The organism is Streptomyces auratus, from assembly GCF_050433025.1.
In the GTDB taxonomy this organism is placed as follows: domain Bacteria; phylum Actinomycetota; class Actinomycetes; order Streptomycetales; family Streptomycetaceae; genus Streptomyces; species Streptomyces sioyaensis.
In genome coordinates, this window is record NZ_JBNGCB010000003.1 from 152,997 (window position 1) to 169,059 (window position 16,063).

Below are 16,063 nucleotides of genomic sequence, written 5' to 3' on the forward strand. Positions count from 1 at the left end.
GCCCCTGCGCGCCCCGAACCCCGCCGCAGCCATGCGATGCGATCCGGACTTGATCTGGTGCGGCTTCGCCGGATGCCAGGACGCGGTGGGCGCGTGGTGGGCCACCCGTTCGGCCGTAGCGGGGCGGATCAATTCTCTCCGGTGTCACGGCGGCCTCAAGCGGCCCGGATTCCGAGGCGGCATCCTTGAGCAGCGACGATCAGTACGCCGGCGGTGAACGATCAGTACGACAGAGAGATCATCGGGCAGCAGTCAGTGAATTCGTCGCATTCCTTCGTCCGGGCGAATTCCGAGCGGCGTCGGCCTTTTGATCTTCCCTGCTACCGGCGAATTCCCTTTGACGCGTACTGTTTTGATCCACCGCGGCTCCCTACAATCCGTCCACATCTTGCTCAGGACGCCTGAGCGTGCTTCCGCGCGCCCATGTGCCAAACGTCAAGGAGGACGAATGGCGGGGCCTTACACCCCTCAGTTGCTTGACACCCCCACTTTTCTGGCCGGGCCGTCTCTTACGGCGGGCAACCGCGGCATCGTGCTGGTGATCGCCGTGGTCGCCCTGGCGGCGCTGGCTGTCGCGGCGGTGCTGGTCCGCCAAGTGCTCGCGGCCGGTGAGGGAACCGACAGTATGAAGAAGATCGCGGCGGCCGTGCAGGAAGGCGCAAATGCCTACCTGGCACGGCAGTTGCGGACCCTCGGCGTATTCGCCGTCGTGGTGTTCTTCCTGCTCATGCTGCTTCCCGCGGACAATTGGACGCAGCGCGCCGGACGCAGCGCCTTCTTCTTGATCGGCGCCGGATTCTCGGCGGCCACCGGCTATATCGGCATGTGGCTCGCCGTGCGCAGCAATGTGCGCGTGGCCGCGGCCGCCCGGGAAGCCACTCCCGCCGAGGGGGACACCGAGAAAAAGGATCTTACGGCGGTCTCCCACAAGGCGATGAAGATCGCATTCCGTACGGGCGGCGTCGTCGGCATGTTCACCGTGGGGCTGGGCCTGCTCGGCGCGTCCTGCGTGGTGCTCGTGTACGCGGTCGACGCGCCCAAGGTGCTGGAGGGCTTCGGTCTCGGCGCCGCGCTGATCGCGATGTTCATGAGGGTCGGCGGCGGCATCTTCACCAAGGCCGCGGACGTCGGCGCGGACCTCGTCGGCAAGGTCGAGCAGGGCATCCCGGAGGACGACCCGCGCAACGCCGCGACCATCGCGGACAACGTGGGCGACAACGTCGGTGACTGCGCCGGTATGGCCGCCGACCTCTTCGAGTCGTACGCGGTGACCCTGGTCGCCGCCCTCATCCTGGGCATGGCGGCCTTCGGCGATGCCGGGCTCGCCTTCCCGCTGTTGGTCCCGGCGATCGGGGTGCTCACCGCGATGGTCGGCATCTTCGTCGTCGCACCCCGGCGCCGCGACCGCAGCGGCATGACGGCGATCAACCGCGGGTTCTTCATCTCCGCAGGCATCTCGCTGGTTCTGGTGGCCGTCGCGGTGTTCACCTATCTGCCGTCCAGTTACAGCCGCCTGACCGGTGTCACCGACCCCGGCATCCTGAGCCGGATCGGTGACCCGCGGATGCTGGCGCTGGTGGCGGTGGCCATCGGCATCGTGCTCGCCGCGCTGATCCAGCAGCTGACCGGCTACTTCACCGAGACCACCCGGCGTCCCGTGCGGGACGTCGGGAAGACCTCGCTGACCGGCCCGGCCACGGTCGTGCTCGCCGGCATCTCGCTCGGCCTGGAGTCGGCGGTCTACTCGGCGGTGCTGATCGGTCTGGCCGTCTACGGGGCGTACCTGCTGGGCGGGGCCTCCATCATGCTGGCGCTGTTCGCGGTGGCACTGGCCGGCACCGGTCTGCTGACCACCGTCGGCGTGATCGTGGCGATGGACACCTTCGGCCCGGTCTCCGACAACGCCCAGGGCATCGCGGAGATGTCCGGCGATGTCACCGGTGACGGCGCGCAGGTGCTCACCGACCTGGACGCGGTCGGCAACACCACCAAGGCCATCACCAAGGGCATCGCCATCGCGACGGCCGTACTGGCCGCGGCCGCGCTCTTCGGCTCCTACCGGGACGCGATCGCCACCGCCGTCCAGGGCGTCGGCACCGCCGCCACCGGCATGGGCCTGAGCCTGGACATCTCGCAGCCCAACAACCTGGTCGGGCTGGTCCTCGGCGCCTCGGTCGTCTTCCTGTTCTCGGGGCTGGCGATCAACGCGGTGTCGCGGTCGGCGGGAGCGGTCGTCTTCGAGGTGCGCCGGCAGTTCCGCGAGCACCCCGGGATCATGGACTACACCGAGAAGCCCCAGTACGGACGGGTCGTCGACATCTGCACCAAGGATGCGTTGCGTGAGCTCGCCACTCCCGGGCTGCTGGCGGTGCTCACCCCCATCGCGGTCGGCTTCTCGCTCGGCGTCGGCGCGCTCGGCTCGTTCCTGGCCGGTGCGATCGGCACCGGCACGCTGATGGCGGTCTTCCTCGCCAACTCCGGTGGTGCGTGGGACAACGCCAAGAAGCTCGTCGAGGACGGCCACCACGGAGGCAAGGGCAGCGAGGCGCATGCCGCGACGGTCATCGGAGACACCGTGGGCGACCCGTTCAAGGACACCGCGGGCCCGGCGATCAACCCGCTGCTGAAGGTCATGAACCTGGTGGCGCTGCTGATCGCGCCGGCTGTGGTGAAGTTCTCATACGGGGAGGACAAGAGCGTCGGCGTACGGCTCGTGGTCGCGTTGCTGGCGATCGCCGTCATCGTCGGCGCGGTCTACGTCTCCAAGCGGCGCGGAATCGCCGTGGGTGACGAAGACAACTCCGAAGATCCCGAAGGCATCGCCAAATCGGTCAAGACGGCGGTGGCTTCCTAGCCGGCAAGGATCACCGGAAGGGCGCGCGGACCGCTCAACTGGGCGGGTGGACGGCGTTTTTTGCAGACGCCGGCCACCCGCCTTCCGTGTGCTCGGGTGGCCCTGCGGCGCTTGGTGCAAATGGCTGCAATGAGGACGGGCGGGGATGCCCGACCCGTTGCCCAGGCCCTTTGGACGTGTATGTTCCGGGGCCGAGAGCCATGGAAGGGACCAATCCGGTGAACAAGAAGCTTGTGGCTGCACTGTCCGGCGGTGCGGCACTGGTGCTCGCGCTGACCGGCTGCAGCGACGACAGCCAGAAGAAGCTCAACAACTGGGCGAAGACTTTCTGCGACCCTGCGCAGGCTCAGTTCAAGCAGATCCAGGACGCCAACGCCGCCATGCAGGCGGCCGACAACGGCAGCACGGACTCCAAGAAGGTCCAGCAGACCGACTCGGCGGCCTTCCAGAAGATTTCCCAGGCGTACGCCTCGCTGGCCACGTCCCTGGAGAAGGCCGGGCCGCCGCCCACCGAGAAGGGCAAGCAGGCCCAGCAGAACGCCGTCAAGGAGCTCAACTCGCTGTCCAATGGATATGCGGACCTCCAGAAGCAGGTCAAGGCTCTGGACACCTCGGACAAGCTGAAGTTCGCGGACGGACTGCGCAATCTGTCCAACGGCATCAACAAGCTCAACAAGCAGAGCGAAGCGGCCTTCAAGAACCTGGAGGCCGGCGACGTCGGCACGGCGATGGCCAACCAGAAGGGCTGTCAGAACCCGGCCGCGTCCGGCTCCCCGGCCCCCACACCGTCCAAGAAGGCGTAGCGGCCCGGAACGGCAGGGAAGGACGAAGGGCCGGCGGACCGCGGTGGACGCGGACCCGGCACGGCTGCGGACGGCCCGGCGACGCGCCCGGAAGGGGCGCGGCGCCGGGCCGTCGCCGATTGTCGGTGGCAGGGCCGACAATGGTGGCGTGAGTACGCACCTCCCCACCGCAGATGCCCAGGACCCCGAGAGCAGCGCCCGCACCGCCCGGCTGCGCGAGGCCCTGCTGGCCGCCGACTTCACCGCCGACGGGCTGCTGGAGCTGCTCGGCGCCCCGGCCTATGCCGCGCTGGCGCGCAGCGAGACCGTCCCCGCGGTGCGGGCGACGCGCGGCGACGGCCCGCTGGAGACCCTGGTGCGGCTGTTCCTGCTGCAGCGTCCGGTGGCGCTGCAGCGGGCCCGGGCCGCGCTGCCGGTCGCGGACTGCCTCGCCGACGGCTGGCTGGTGCAGGAGGGCGACGAGCTGCGCGCCAGTGTGGACGTCCGTCCGTACGGCGGCCCCGAGGGGCAGGACTGGTGGATCGTCTCCGATCTGGGGTGTGCGGTCGGCGGCGCCGGCGGCATCCGGGGCGACGGGGACGCGGACCGCTCCGAGCTGGTGCTCGGCGTCGGCGGCGCCTCCACGACCCTCGCGGGCCTCACCGTGCGCCGCCCGGTCGCCACGGCGCTCGACCTCGGTACGGGCTCCGGCATCCAGGCGCTGCACGCCGCCCAGCACGCCACCCGGGTCACCGCCACCGACCTCAACCCCCGGGCGCTGCGGATCGCCGCGCTGACGCTGGCGCTCTCCGGGGCCGCACCGGCGGACCTGCGGGAGGGCTCGCTGTTCGAGCCCGTCGGGCAGGAGACGTACGACCTGATCGTGTCCAACCCGCCGTTCGTGATCTCGCCGGGCGCCCGTCTGACGTACCGCGACGGCGGCATGGGCGGCGACGACCTGTGCCGGACGCTCGTCCAGCAGTCGGCCGCGCGTCTCAACGACGGCGGATACTGCCAGCTGCTGGCCAACTGGCAGCACGTGGCGGGCGAGGAGTGGCACGACCGGCTGCGCTCCTGGGTGCCGCGCGGCTGCGACGCCTGGATCGTGCAGCGCGAGGTGCAGGACGTCACCCAGTACGCCGAGCTGTGGCTGCGGGACGCGGGCGACCACCGTGCCGGTGACGAGACGTACACCGCGCGCTACGACGCCTGGCTCGACGAGTTCGAGGCGCACAAGACCAAGGCCGTCGGCTTCGGCTGGATCACGCTGCGCAAGTCCGGGTCGGACACCCCGTCGATCACGGTCGAGGAATGGCCGCATCCGGTGGAACAGCCCCTGGGGGAGTCGGTCGTAGCGCACTTCGCCCGCCAGGACTATCTGCAGGCCACGGACGACGCGGCGCTGCTGGCCGCCCATTTCCGGCTCGCCGACGGGGTGGTGCAGGAGCAGGTCGGGCTGCCCGGGTCGGAGGACCCGGAGCATGTGGTGCTGCGTCAGAACCGCGGTATGCGGCGCGCGACGAAGGTGGACACGGTCGGCGCGGGTTTCGCCGGGGTGTGTGACGGCTCGCTGCCCGCCGGACGGATCCTGGACGCCATCGCCCAACTCGTCGGCGAGGACCCGGTTCTGCTGCGGGACCGTACCCCCGCCTCGATCCGGACGCTGGTCGAGCAGGGGTTCCTGGAGCCGGTGGCGGCGGGCGACTGACGAGAAGCAGGGGAGCGGTGCGGGACACGCGGAAGCCGTTCATCCGGCGTTCGCCCGGAGGCTGCCCCGGCGTGTCACGCTCCCCGCATGGAGAGTGGACCCGAGGCATTCGCCGGTGTGGCGTTCGCGCTGTTCGGCGGTGGACTTCTGGCGTGGACGGGGCTGTGCCTGCGGACCGGTATGCCGGTCGCCGACGGTGTCAGCCGTCCGGTCGCCACCGTGACGGCGCTGCTGTCCGGGGTGGTGTTCCTGACCACGGGCTGCTGGCTGCTGGCGGCGCTGTAGCCGCGGCCGTTGCCGGTCGTCGCTGCCGGCCTTCGCTGCCGGCCTTCGCCACCGCGCTGAAGCGCCGGCCTCAACTGCCCTGACAAGGCACGACGTTCACTTCCGGACAGTTCCGCCGTAGTTGGCCGATCTGTGGCGGTAAGCGGGAACTTTCCAGTGCCGTCAGCCATGTTCCTCAGTGCAGGTCTTCAACAGGCCGGTCGGCCGACGGCCACCAGACCGGCAGGCGCACCGACACCTCAGTGAGGAACTCAGATGAACCGTGCACTTCGCTACGCCACCGTCGGCGTCATCGCCGTCTCCCTGCTCGGCGGCGGCACCGCCGCGGCCTTCGCCGTGCCGAAGGACCTCCACTCGTCCGCCTCGGTCGTGGCCACCGCGCCGGCCGCCGCCAGCCTGACGGCCAAGGCCAGCGCCACCACGGTCAACGCCTGGCAGGAGTTCCGGATCTCCGGCGCCGCCAAGGGCCTCAAGGCCGGGACCAAGGTCACCGTCCAGCAGAAGCAGGGCACGAAGTGGGTTTCGCTGCCCGCACAGACGCCGGTCAACCGCACCGGCACCTACTCGGTGCGGGTCAAGCTCGGCATCAAGGGCGTCAACCAGCTCCGCATCGGCGCCGGCAGCACCGTCTCGCCGGTGGTCCAGGTCACCGTTCGCTGACCTGGGACCGTCCCGCGGCCGCTCCCTAACCGACGAGATTGCGGGCGACCATCCACACCGCGGCAATGCCGAGCACCACGGCATTGCCGCGGGCCGTCACCCGCGGTCGGTACGTGCGCCCGCCGAGGCCCGCGACCAGCCAGCGCGCGACCGCGTACGCCGCGAGAGGCCCGCCCAGCGCGAGGAGCACGGCGTTGTCGTGGAAGGCCGTCAGCACGTCGCCGTGCATCAGGTCGTACGCCATCCGCGTCCCGCCGCACAGCGGGCACAGCAGTCCGGTGGCCCATTTGAAGGGGCAGGGGAGCAGCAGCTGCCCCGGCTGGTGCGGATCGGTGTGCCAGAGGTAGACGGCGGCGGGGGCACCCAGACCGAGCGCGATCGACGCGGTGCGGAGGGTGCGCTTCCGGACCGTCGCCCCGGAGGGCCCCGCGGGCTCGGCGGGACCCCACAGCTCCTCGGGACTCACACGCTCAGCGACCTGGCGTAGTTGACCTGGTTGAGCACGAACATGACCTGCTCGCGGGACTGCACCGGGATCATCGTGGAGTGGTGCCGGCCGCCGCTGTTCACCGTGACCTGCACGAACCCGGTCGTCACCCGCTCCTTCATCAGCAGGAAGAGCAGACCGAGCAGACAGAAGAGGAAGAAGACGATCGCGAGCACGACGGCGTGCGTCGGCATCCTCTCCTCCGTCCGCGACATATCGGTCGCCGTCCACACCGCGCCCTTGAGCGGCATCGGCCCGGCGGGTGTCATGACCGTGTCGCCGCTGACCGCGATATCGCCGAGCGACAGCATCATCCCGCCGGGCTGGGCGCCGCCCGGGAATCCGCCGGGCGCCGGCTGTGGCGGGGCGGCCGGCGGGAAGCCGGGCGCGGGCGGCTGCTGCGAGGCGGCCTGCGGATAGCCGTATCCGGGCGGCTGCTGCGAAGGGGCCTGCGGATAGCCGTATCCGGGCTCCCCGGGGCGGCCGCCCTGCGGGAAGCCGTATCCGGAGCCGGCGGGCGCGCCGTCGTCCGGCGTGGCGTAAGGGTTCTGGCCGGACTGGCCGGACTGGCTTGGCGGCTGTTCCGGTGGCGGTCCGGGGTACTGGTTCGCCATGGGTGGTCCCCCCGAGGGTGCGTGATGACGGCAGTACTCGGCTCGAACGGCGAGCCGTGCCGTGTCCATCCTGCCAGCCCGCTCACATGCTGTATCAAGGCAATGACAGCATCCGTCGCCGCCCTGTGACGGTCGGCCGCCCGCGGACGGTGCGACGGGCGGCGACGGGCGGGCGGCGAACCGTCGGGGATCCGTCACTGTGTGAGATCGCCGATGGTGCCGGGACCGCGGTCCGCAGGAGTCCTCCGAGGTGGGCGCCGGGAAGCAGCGTTGGCTCGCCATGATCCATCGGGCCCGCTCCCGGCCCGCGGAGAACGCCTGGTGCGGTCCGGGCGGCATGAAGGCATGTAGTCGGGTTACCGTTCGAGTGGCGTTGCGGGGTTTTTCCGTTTGACACGGGGCCGGGAGGTACCGTCACACTCCGCAGCGTCAAGCGTCACCGCAGTGCGCCCCCAACGTCCGACCGGGGGGTATTCCCAGCGTCGACCGGAGAGAAGAGCGAAGTTGTCCCCGACCAGCGAGACCGCAGACGGCGGCGGCCGCCGACTCGTCATCGTCGAGTCGCCTGCCAAGGCGAAGACGATCAAGGGCTACCTCGGCCCTGGCTACGTGGTCGAGGCCAGCGTCGGGCACATCCGGGACCTGCCCAACGGTGCCGCGGAGGTCCCGGCGAAGTACAAGGGCGAGCCCTGGGCCCGTCTCGGTGTGAATGTCGACGCCGAGTTCCAGCCGATCTATGTGGTCAACAGCGATAAGAAGGACCAGGTCAGGAAGCTCAAGGAGCTGCTGGCCGAGTCCGACGAGCTCTATCTCGCCACAGATGAGGACCGCGAGGGCGAGGCCATCGCCTGGCACCTCCAGGAGATCCTCAAGCCCAAGGTCCCCGTCCACCGGATGGTCTTCCACGAGATCACCAAGGACGCGATCCGCGAGGCCGTCGCCAATCCGCGTGACCTGAACCAGAAGCTGGTCGACGCCCAGGAGACCCGCCGCATCCTCGACCGCCTCTACGGCTACGAGGTCTCGCCGGTCCTGTGGAAGAAGGTCATGCCGCGGCTGTCGGCCGGCCGGGTCCAGTCCGTGGCGACCCGGCTCGTCGTCGAGCGGGAGCGCGAGCGCATCGCCTTCCGCTCCGCCGAGTACTGGGATCTGACCGGCACCTTCGCCACCGGCCGGGCCGGCGACGCGAGCGACCCGTCGACCCTGACCGCCCGGCTGAACACCGTCGACGGCCGCCGCATCGCGCAGGGCCGTGACTTCGGTCCCAACGGGCAGCTCAAGAACGACGCCCTCCATCTGGACGAGGCGAACGCCCGCGCGCTCGCCGCCGCCCTGGAGCAGACCGACTTCGCGGTGCGCTCCGTCGAGTCGAAGCCCTACCGCCGCTCGCCGTACGCCCCGTTCCGGACGACCACCCTCCAGCAGGAGGCCAGCCGCAAGCTCGGCTTCGGCGCCAAGGCGACGATGCAGGTGGCGCAGAAGCTGTACGAGAACGGCTTCATCACCTATATGCGTACGGACTCCACCACGCTCTCGGACACCGCGGTCGCCGCGGCCCGGGCGCAGGTGACGCATCTGTACGGCGCGAACTACCTGCCGGACAAGCCGCGCACGTACGCCGGCAAGGTCAAGAACGCCCAGGAGGCGCACGAGGCGATCCGCCCCTCCGGCGACCGCTTCCGCACCCCGGCCGAGACCGGTCTGACCGGCGACCAGTTCAAGCTCTACGAGCTGATCTGGAAGCGGACCGTCGCCTCGCAGATGAAGGACGCGACCGGTAACTCCGTCACCGTCAAGATCGGTGGCCGGGCCGCCGACGGCCGGGACGTCGAGTTCAGCGCGTCCGGCAAGACCATCACCTTCCACGGCTTCCTCAAGGCCTATGTGGAGGGCGCGGACGACCCGAACGCGGAGCTCGACGACCGCGAGCGCCGGCTGCCGCAGGTCGCCGAGGGCGATGCGCTGGCCGCGCGGGAGATCACTGCCGACGGGCACGCCACCAAGCCGCCCGCCCGCTACACCGAGGCCACGCTGGTCAAGGAGCTGGAAGAGCGCGAGATCGGCCGTCCGTCGACGTACGCGTCGATCATCGGCACGATCCTCGACCGCGGCTACGTCTTCAAGAAGGGCACCGCGCTCGTCCCGTCGTTCCTGTCCTTCGCGGTGGTCAACCTCCTGGAGAAGCACTTCGGCCGGCTGGTCGACTACAGCTTCACCGCCAAGATGGAGGACGACCTCGACCGCATCGCACGCGGTGAGGCCCAGTCCGTGCCGTGGCTGCGGCGCTTCTACTTCGGCGAGGGCCATGGCGAGGGCGGCGCCGCGGACGCCGGCAACGGCGACGGCGACCACCTCGGCGGGCTCAAGGAGCTGGTCGAGGACCTGGGTGCGATCGACGCCCGGGAGATCTCGTCCTTCCCGGTCGGCGGCGACATCACGCTGCGGGTCGGCCGCTACGGCCCGTACGTCGAGCGCGGGGAGAAGGACGCCGAAGGCCACCAGCGCGCCGACGTCCCCGACGACCTGGCGCCCGACGAGCTGACGGTGGAGTACGCGGAGGAGCTGCTCGCCAAGCCGAGCGGCGACTTCGAGCTGGGCATGGACCCGGAGAGCGGTCACCAGATCGTCGCCAAGGACGGCCGCTACGGCCCGTACGTCACCGAGATCCTGCCCGAGGGCACCCCGAAGACCGGCAAGAACGCGGTCAAGCCGCGCACCGCCTCGCTCTTCAAGTCGATGTCGCTGGACACCGTGACGCTGGCCGACGCGCTCAAGCTGATGTCGCTGCCGCGCGTCGTCGGCAAGGACGCCGAGGGCGTGGAGATCACCGCGCAGAACGGCCGCTACGGCCCGTATCTGAAGAAGGGCACCGACTCGCGCTCCCTGGAGGGCGAGGAGCAGCTGTTCACCATCACCCTCGACGAGGCGCTGGCGATCTACGCCCAGCCCAAGCAGCGCGGGCGGGCCGCCGCCAAGCCGCCGCTGAAGGAACTGGGCACGGACCCGGTCAGCGGCAAGCCGGTGGTGGTCAAGGACGGCCGCTTCGGTGCGTACGTCACCGACGGCGAGACCAATGCGACCCTGCGGCGGGACGACGACGTCGAGACGATCACCGCCGAGCGCGGCTATGAGCTGCTGGCGGAGAAGCGCGCCAAGGGGCCGGCGAAGAAGACCGCCAAGAAGGCGGCCAAGAAGGCGCCGGCCAAGAAGACGGCCGCGAAGAAGACGGCAGCCAAGAAGACCGCGGCGAAGAAGACCACCGCGGCGAAGAAGACGACCGCCAAGAAGGCCACCGCGAAGACCGCGGCGGCAAAGAAGACGGCGGCGTCGGCCGAGGACTAGCGGAGCCTCCGGCCGGGCCGGCCGGACGCAAAACCGCAGGACAAGGGCGGGCCCGACGGATACATTCCGTCGGGCCCGCCCATTTGTTCGGGCAGGCGCTCGACGGCGTGGCGTGTCCCGATAGGCTGGCGAGATGACGCGTGCCGAGCAGCCAACGGTCGTGACCCCCACTTCAGGCGCCCTAGCGGCGGATTCCCGCGAGCGCGCCGTGCGAGCCCTGCTTCGCTTCCCCCCACTGAAGCGATTGTGGAGCGCCCAGTTCGTCGGGGGTATCGGCGATGCCCTGTCCATGCTTGTCCTGGTACTCCTCGCCCTCCAGGCGGCGCTGTACGTACCACTGGGCGGTGAGCCCGTCTTCGGCGGTGGCTATCGGGGTGCCGCCCTTGCGGTCACCGCGGTCTTCGCCGCCCGGATGCTGTCGACGCTGCTCTTCGGGGCCGTCCTGCTGGGCCCGCTGTCCGCGCTCACCGCGCCGTCGGGGCCGCTGGACCGGCGCTGGACGATGATCGGCGCGGATCTGCTGCGGCTCGCGCTGCTGGTCGTCGCCCCCCTGTGGATCGACTGGACGCCGGACAACGCACTGGCCTGGCTGCTGGTCACGGTCTTCGTCACCGGCGTCGCCGAACGCTTCTGGACCGTCGCACGGGAGAGCGCGGCCCCCGGGCTGCTGCCCGCGCCGCCCGCGGAGGGCTCCGCCGTCCGGCCGCTCCCGGACAACATGGACGCGTTGCGCCGCCTCTCGCTGCGCACCGCCTTCGTCTCGCTGCCGATCGCGGCCGCTGTACTGGTGGTCGTCACGCTCGTCAGCAAGCTGCTGGGCACCGGCATCGACTGGTTCCACCTGCACCAGGCCGCGCTCGGCTCGTACGTCGCCGCCGGTCTGTTCGCCGCCTCCGTATCGATCCTCTACTTCATCGAACTCCCCGGGGTGCAGACGCCGCGGCCGCGCTCCCCTCTGGAGGGACTGCTCCGCCCGAAGGCCACGGGAGCGAAGACCGCACAGCCGGCCCAGGGCGAGAAGCCCGAGCAGGGTCCCGCCCGGACGGCCGCCGACAAGGGCCGCACCGGTGCCATCCCGCTGCTGGTGACGACCTGCGCCGCGGTGGCCGCCGCGATCGCCGCCGCCGTCTCGCTCGCCGTGCTGCACGGCTACGACCTGGCCGGCGGACCGGCCGCCTTCGCGCTGGTGGTGCTCGCGCTGACCGGCGGCACGGCCGTCGGCATCCGCGGCGCCCACCGCGTGCTGCCCGTCCTCTCCCGGCGCCGGCTGCTCGCCCTTGCGGTGGCCGCCACCGGCCTGACGCTGCTGGCCATGGGGCTGGTCCCGGACCCGACGACAGTGCTGGTCCTCGCGCTGCTGGCCGGCATCTGCGCCGGCATAGCCGCCAATACGGCGCACGTCCTGCTGGACCAGGAGTCCGAGGAGTCCCGCACCGCCCGCACCACCGAGCATCTGCACGCCGTCGTGCGGCTCTCGATCGCGGTGGCCGCCATCGTCGCGCCGCTGCTCGCCGCCGTCATCGGCCCGCACCACCTTGGAAACGGCACCTTCAACTTCGCCTACGGCGGCGCCGCCTACACCCTGATGCTGGCCGGCGCGCTGCTGCTGCCGGTCGCCGCACTGGTCCTCGGCAAGGTCGACGACCGGCAGGGCGTGCCGCTGCGGCGCGATCTGCTGGAGGCGCTGCGCGGCGGTGACCCGGCTCAGGCACCCGCTCCCACCGGCTTCTTCATCGCCCTCGAAGGCGGCGACGGCGCCGGCAAGTCCACCCAGGTCGAGGCACTCGCGGAGTGGATCCGCGGCAAGGGCCACGAGGTCGTGGTGACCCGCGAGCCGGGCGCCACCGCGATCGGCAAGCGCCTGCGCTCGATCATCCTGGACGTCTCGACGTCCGGGCTCTCGGACCGTGCGGAGGCGCTGATGTTCGCCGCCGACCGGGCCGAGCACGTCAACAGCGTCATCCGGCCCGCCCTGGAGCGCGGCGCGGTCGTCCTCACCGACCGGTACATCGACTCCTCGGTCGCCTACCAGGGCGCCGGCCGCAACCTCGCGCCCACGGAGATCGCCCGGATCTCGCGCTGGGCCACCGACGGCCTCGTCCCCCACCTGACGGTGCTGCTGGACATCTCCCCGGAGACCGCGCGGGAGCGCTTCACCGAGGCGCCGGACCGGCTGGAGTCCGAGCCCGCCGCATTCCACCAGCGGGTGCGCGCCGGCTTCCTGACCCTCGCCGCCGCCGACCCCGCGCGCTATCTGGTCGTCGACGCCGGGCAGGAACCGGAAGCCGTCACCACCGTCGTACGCCACCGCCTCGACCAGGTGCTCCCGCTGTCCGAGGCCGAGATCCAGGCGCAGGCCGAGGCCCGTAAGGCCGCCGAGGAGGAGGCCCGCCGCAAGGCCGAGGAGGAGGCCGCGCGCAAGGCGGAGGAAGAGCGTCTGGAGCGCGAGCGCCAGGAACAGCTCGCCAAGCTGCGCGCCGAGGAAGAGGAGCGCAAGCGCCGCGAGGCCGAGAATGCCAGGGCGCGCGAGGAGGCCCGCCAGGCGGAAGAGGCCCGCAAGCGCGCCGAGGAGGCGCGGCAGGCCGCGGAGGCGGAGCGGCAGCGCCGCGAGGCGGAGGAGCGCGCCCGCCAGGCCGAGCAGGAGCGGCTGCGCAAGCAGCACGAGGAAGAGGCGCGGCTGCGCAAGGAGGCCGAGGAGCGCCGCCTGGAGAAGCAGCGCAAGGCCGAGGCGGCCCTGGTCCGCGCCGAGGAGGCGCGGCGGGCGGCCGCCGAGGAGGCGGCCGCGGCGGAGGCCAAGGCGGCGGCCGAGGCCAGGGATGCGGACGAGGCGCCCACTGCGGAGACGCCGATCGCGGATCTGCGGAAGCGGATGGCGGAGAGCGAGGGTGCGGACTCCGGCGCGTCCGGTTCCGGTGGGCCCGGTTCCGCCGCGTCCGGTTCCGGTGCGGACGCCGAGCGTACGGAGGCCCTGTCGTGGCCCGAGGCGCGGGGCGGTCAGCCGTCCGGTGCGGCGGACGAGACGGCGGTGCTGCCCTCGGTGCGGGACGCCCGGGACTCCGGGTACGACCGTGGAGCCGGCGCGGACGCGGAGGAGACCGCCGTCCTGCCGCCCGTACGGGACACCGGTGGACGGGACTCCGGTGGACGGGACTCTGGACGGGACGAGCACGGCCGGGCGGGCGACCCCGCCGACCGCGTGCCGTCGTGGATGTTCCGCAAGGAGGCACCGGAGGCGTCGGGGACACCGGGGACGGCGAACGGCACGGCAGCGGGACGGCCGTCCGGCTCCCCGGCCGAGTCGCGCGTCGAGCGCACCCGCGAACTCCCGCAGATCGACCCGGAAACGGGCCGCCCCGTGGAGACCCCGCCGCGCAACCGCCCCCGCCCCGATTGGGCGGAGGAGACCCCGCTGGACGATCTGCCGACGCTCGCCGACGAGCTGCTGGGCGAGCACGACGAGGAGGAAGCGGACGGCGGAGCGGGCGACAACGGCCGTCGCGGCGGCCGGGGACGGCGCCGCTAGCCGGCCCGGAAGGCGCCTGCCGACGGCCGTGGCCGCAGCCCGAAAGCTGCGGTCACGGCCGTTTTCCGGTCCGGGACGGGTGTCCGCCGAGCGGCCGGCGCCGGCTTCCGGGTTCGTTTGTCAGTGGGTTGCACCACAATGGGTCAGGCGCGGAGCAATGCGTGGTGTGTGCGGCCGGGCGCAGGCGCACGCCACACACCACGAGCAGCACGGAACGGACAGGAACGGCGGACAGCGATGACGGTGTGGGACGACGTGGTCGGCCAGGACCGGGTGACGGCGCAGCTGGCCGCGGCGGCGCGTGATGCCGACGCCCTCGTCACCGCGGAGCATGCCGCGGCCGGGTCCGGGCGTGCTGCGCAGCCGGAGCCGTCCGCCGAGGGGGGCGGCGCCTCCCAGATGACCCACGCCTGGCTGTTCACGGGCCCGCCCGGCGCCGGCCGGGCCACCGCGGCCCGGGCCTTCGCCGCCGCCCTGCAGTGCGTCAGCCCGGACCGCGCCACAGAGCTCGGCACCCCCGGCTGCGGCTTCTGCGACGGCTGCCACACGGCCCTGGTCGGTACGCACGCCGATGTCGAGATCGTCCGTACGGATCTGCTGTCCATCGGCGTCAAGGAAACCCGTGACCTGGTCCGGCGTTCCTCCCTCTCCCCGGCCGGCGGCCGCTGGCAGGTGATCGTCCTGGAGGACGCCGACCGCCTCACCGAAGGCGCCGGCAACGTCATCCTCAAGGCGGTGGAGGAGCCCGCCCCCCGTACGGTCTGGCTGCTCTGCGCCCCCTCCGTCGAGGACGTCCTGCCCACCATCCGCTCCCGCTGCCGCCAGCTGTCCCTGACCACGCCGCCGGTCGACGCCGTCGCCCAGGTCCTCGTCCGCCGGGACGGCATCGAGCCCGAGGCCGCCGCCCGGGCCGCCCGCGCCACCCAGGGACACATCGGCCGGGCCCGCCGCCTCGCCACCGACGAGCGCGCCCGCGCCCGCCGGACCGCCGTGCTCAAACTCCCGCTCCGCGTCGACGACATCGGCGGTTGCCTCAAGGCCGCCCAGGAGCTGATCGACGCCGCGGGCGAGGACGCCAAACAGGTCGCCGAGGACGTCGACACCAAGGAGACCGAGGAGCTGCGCGCCGCACTCGGCGCCGCCTCAGGGACCGGCGGCCGGCTGCCGCGCGGCACGGCCGGCGCCATGAAGGAGCTCCAGGACAGGCAGAAGCGCCGCTCGACCCGCACCCAGCGCGACAGCCTCGACCTCGCCCTGGTCGACCTCACCGGTTTCTACCGCGACGTCCTCGCCCTCCAGATGGGCGCCTCGGTGGCCCTCGCCAACGACGAGGTGCGCGACAGCGTCCAGCGCATCGCCACCACCTCGACCCCCGAACGCACCCTCCGCCGGATAGAAGCCGTCATCGCCTGCCGCGAGGCCCTGGACCGCAATGTGGCCCCCCTCCTCGCGGTCGAGGCCATGACGGCAGCCCTCCGGGCCGGCTGACCACCGCCCCCAGCCAGGGAGCCACCACCCCGACCCAGCCCTCACCCCAAGGAGCCGCACACAACGTCCTCACCCGGATACTCTCCGTTCAGCAGTCGTCACCCCTCACCCACCGCCGATCACCGCCGTGCCACTACGGCCGCCACTCCACGCCACCGCCCCGCACTCGCCGGGGCCGCAGCCGAACACCTCGCGGGAACACCCGGGGCCCCACCCACTACTGGCTCCGCGCGCGCTTACCTGCATCGCCCCGCCCGCCCCGTACTCCACCTGCACTCCACCCCCAGGGACCGCACCGCACCGCACTCCACCTTCCAGGG

General features: G+C 71.7%; 10 protein-coding genes. 8 read left to right on the forward strand and 2 right to left on the reverse strand.

Translation table 11 applies throughout. The features are described from left to right. The first annotated feature begins 448 nt into the window (after positions 1 to 448). The 5 genes from BKA18_RS20215 (at position 449) to BKA18_RS20235 (ending at position 6,289) form a co-directional block, all read left to right on the forward strand. On the forward strand, positions 449 to 2,854 hold the full coding sequence (locus tag BKA18_RS20215; protein ID WP_366044106.1) for a sodium-translocating pyrophosphatase: 2,406 nt from the start codon (positions 449 to 451) through the stop codon (positions 2,852 to 2,854). A gap of 218 nt (positions 2,855 to 3,072) precedes the next feature. Beyond that, the gene (locus tag BKA18_RS20220; protein ID WP_366044107.1) at positions 3,073 to 3,657 is read left to right on the forward strand and encodes a small secreted protein; all 585 of its coding nucleotides are present in this window, start codon (positions 3,073 to 3,075) and stop codon (positions 3,655 to 3,657) included. A gap of 148 nt (positions 3,658 to 3,805) precedes the next feature. Continuing rightward, complete coding sequence (locus tag BKA18_RS20225) at positions 3,806 to 5,344, forward strand: DUF7059 domain-containing protein (protein WP_366044108.1); 1,539 nt, start codon at positions 3,806 to 3,808, stop codon at positions 5,342 to 5,344. An 87-nt stretch (positions 5,345 to 5,431) separates the two neighbouring features. Further along, complete coding sequence (locus BKA18_RS20230) at positions 5,432 to 5,629, forward strand: hypothetical protein (RefSeq protein ID WP_093484401.1); 198 nt, start codon at positions 5,432 to 5,434, stop codon at positions 5,627 to 5,629. Between the two features lie 255 nt (positions 5,630 to 5,884). Continuing rightward, positions 5,885 to 6,289, forward strand: a complete 405-nt coding sequence (locus BKA18_RS20235; RefSeq protein WP_366044109.1) for a hypothetical protein — start codon at positions 5,885 to 5,887, stop codon at positions 6,287 to 6,289. A gap of 25 nt (positions 6,290 to 6,314) precedes the next feature. On the opposite strand, the gene BKA18_RS20240 is transcribed toward BKA18_RS20235, so the two are convergent. Together BKA18_RS20240 and BKA18_RS20245 are read right to left on the reverse strand one after the other, a co-directional pair. Beyond that, positions 6,315 to 6,755 carry a DUF2752 domain-containing protein gene (locus BKA18_RS20240; RefSeq protein WP_006604138.1) on the reverse strand — a complete coding sequence of 147 codons (441 nt, stop codon included), beginning with the start codon at positions 6,753 to 6,755 and terminating at the stop codon, positions 6,315 to 6,317. Further along, entirely contained in the window at positions 6,752 to 7,390 is a 639-nt protein-coding gene (locus BKA18_RS20245; protein ID WP_366044110.1) for a hypothetical protein, read from the reverse strand. Before BKA18_RS20245 ends, BKA18_RS20240 begins: the two co-directional genes overlap by 4 nt. A 504-nt stretch (positions 7,391 to 7,894) precedes the next feature. Here BKA18_RS20245 and topA point away from each other — a divergent pair. The 3 genes from topA (at position 7,895) to BKA18_RS20260 (ending at position 15,743) form a co-directional block, all read left to right on the forward strand. Beyond that, positions 7,895 to 10,732, forward strand: a complete 2,838-nt coding sequence (topA, locus tag BKA18_RS20250) for a type I DNA topoisomerase (RefSeq protein WP_366044111.1) — start codon at positions 7,895 to 7,897, stop codon at positions 10,730 to 10,732. A 133-nt stretch (positions 10,733 to 10,865) separates the two neighbouring features. Beyond that, positions 10,866 to 14,255 (forward strand): dTMP kinase, encoded by a 3,390-nt coding sequence (tmk, locus tag BKA18_RS20255; protein WP_366044112.1) that lies wholly within the window; start codon positions 10,866 to 10,868, stop codon positions 14,253 to 14,255. Between the two features lie 237 nt (positions 14,256 to 14,492). Beyond that, complete coding sequence (locus tag BKA18_RS20260; protein ID WP_366044113.1) at positions 14,493 to 15,743, forward strand: DNA polymerase III subunit delta'; 1,251 nt, start codon at positions 14,493 to 14,495, stop codon at positions 15,741 to 15,743. Positions 15,744 to 16,063: the final 320 nt, after the last annotated feature.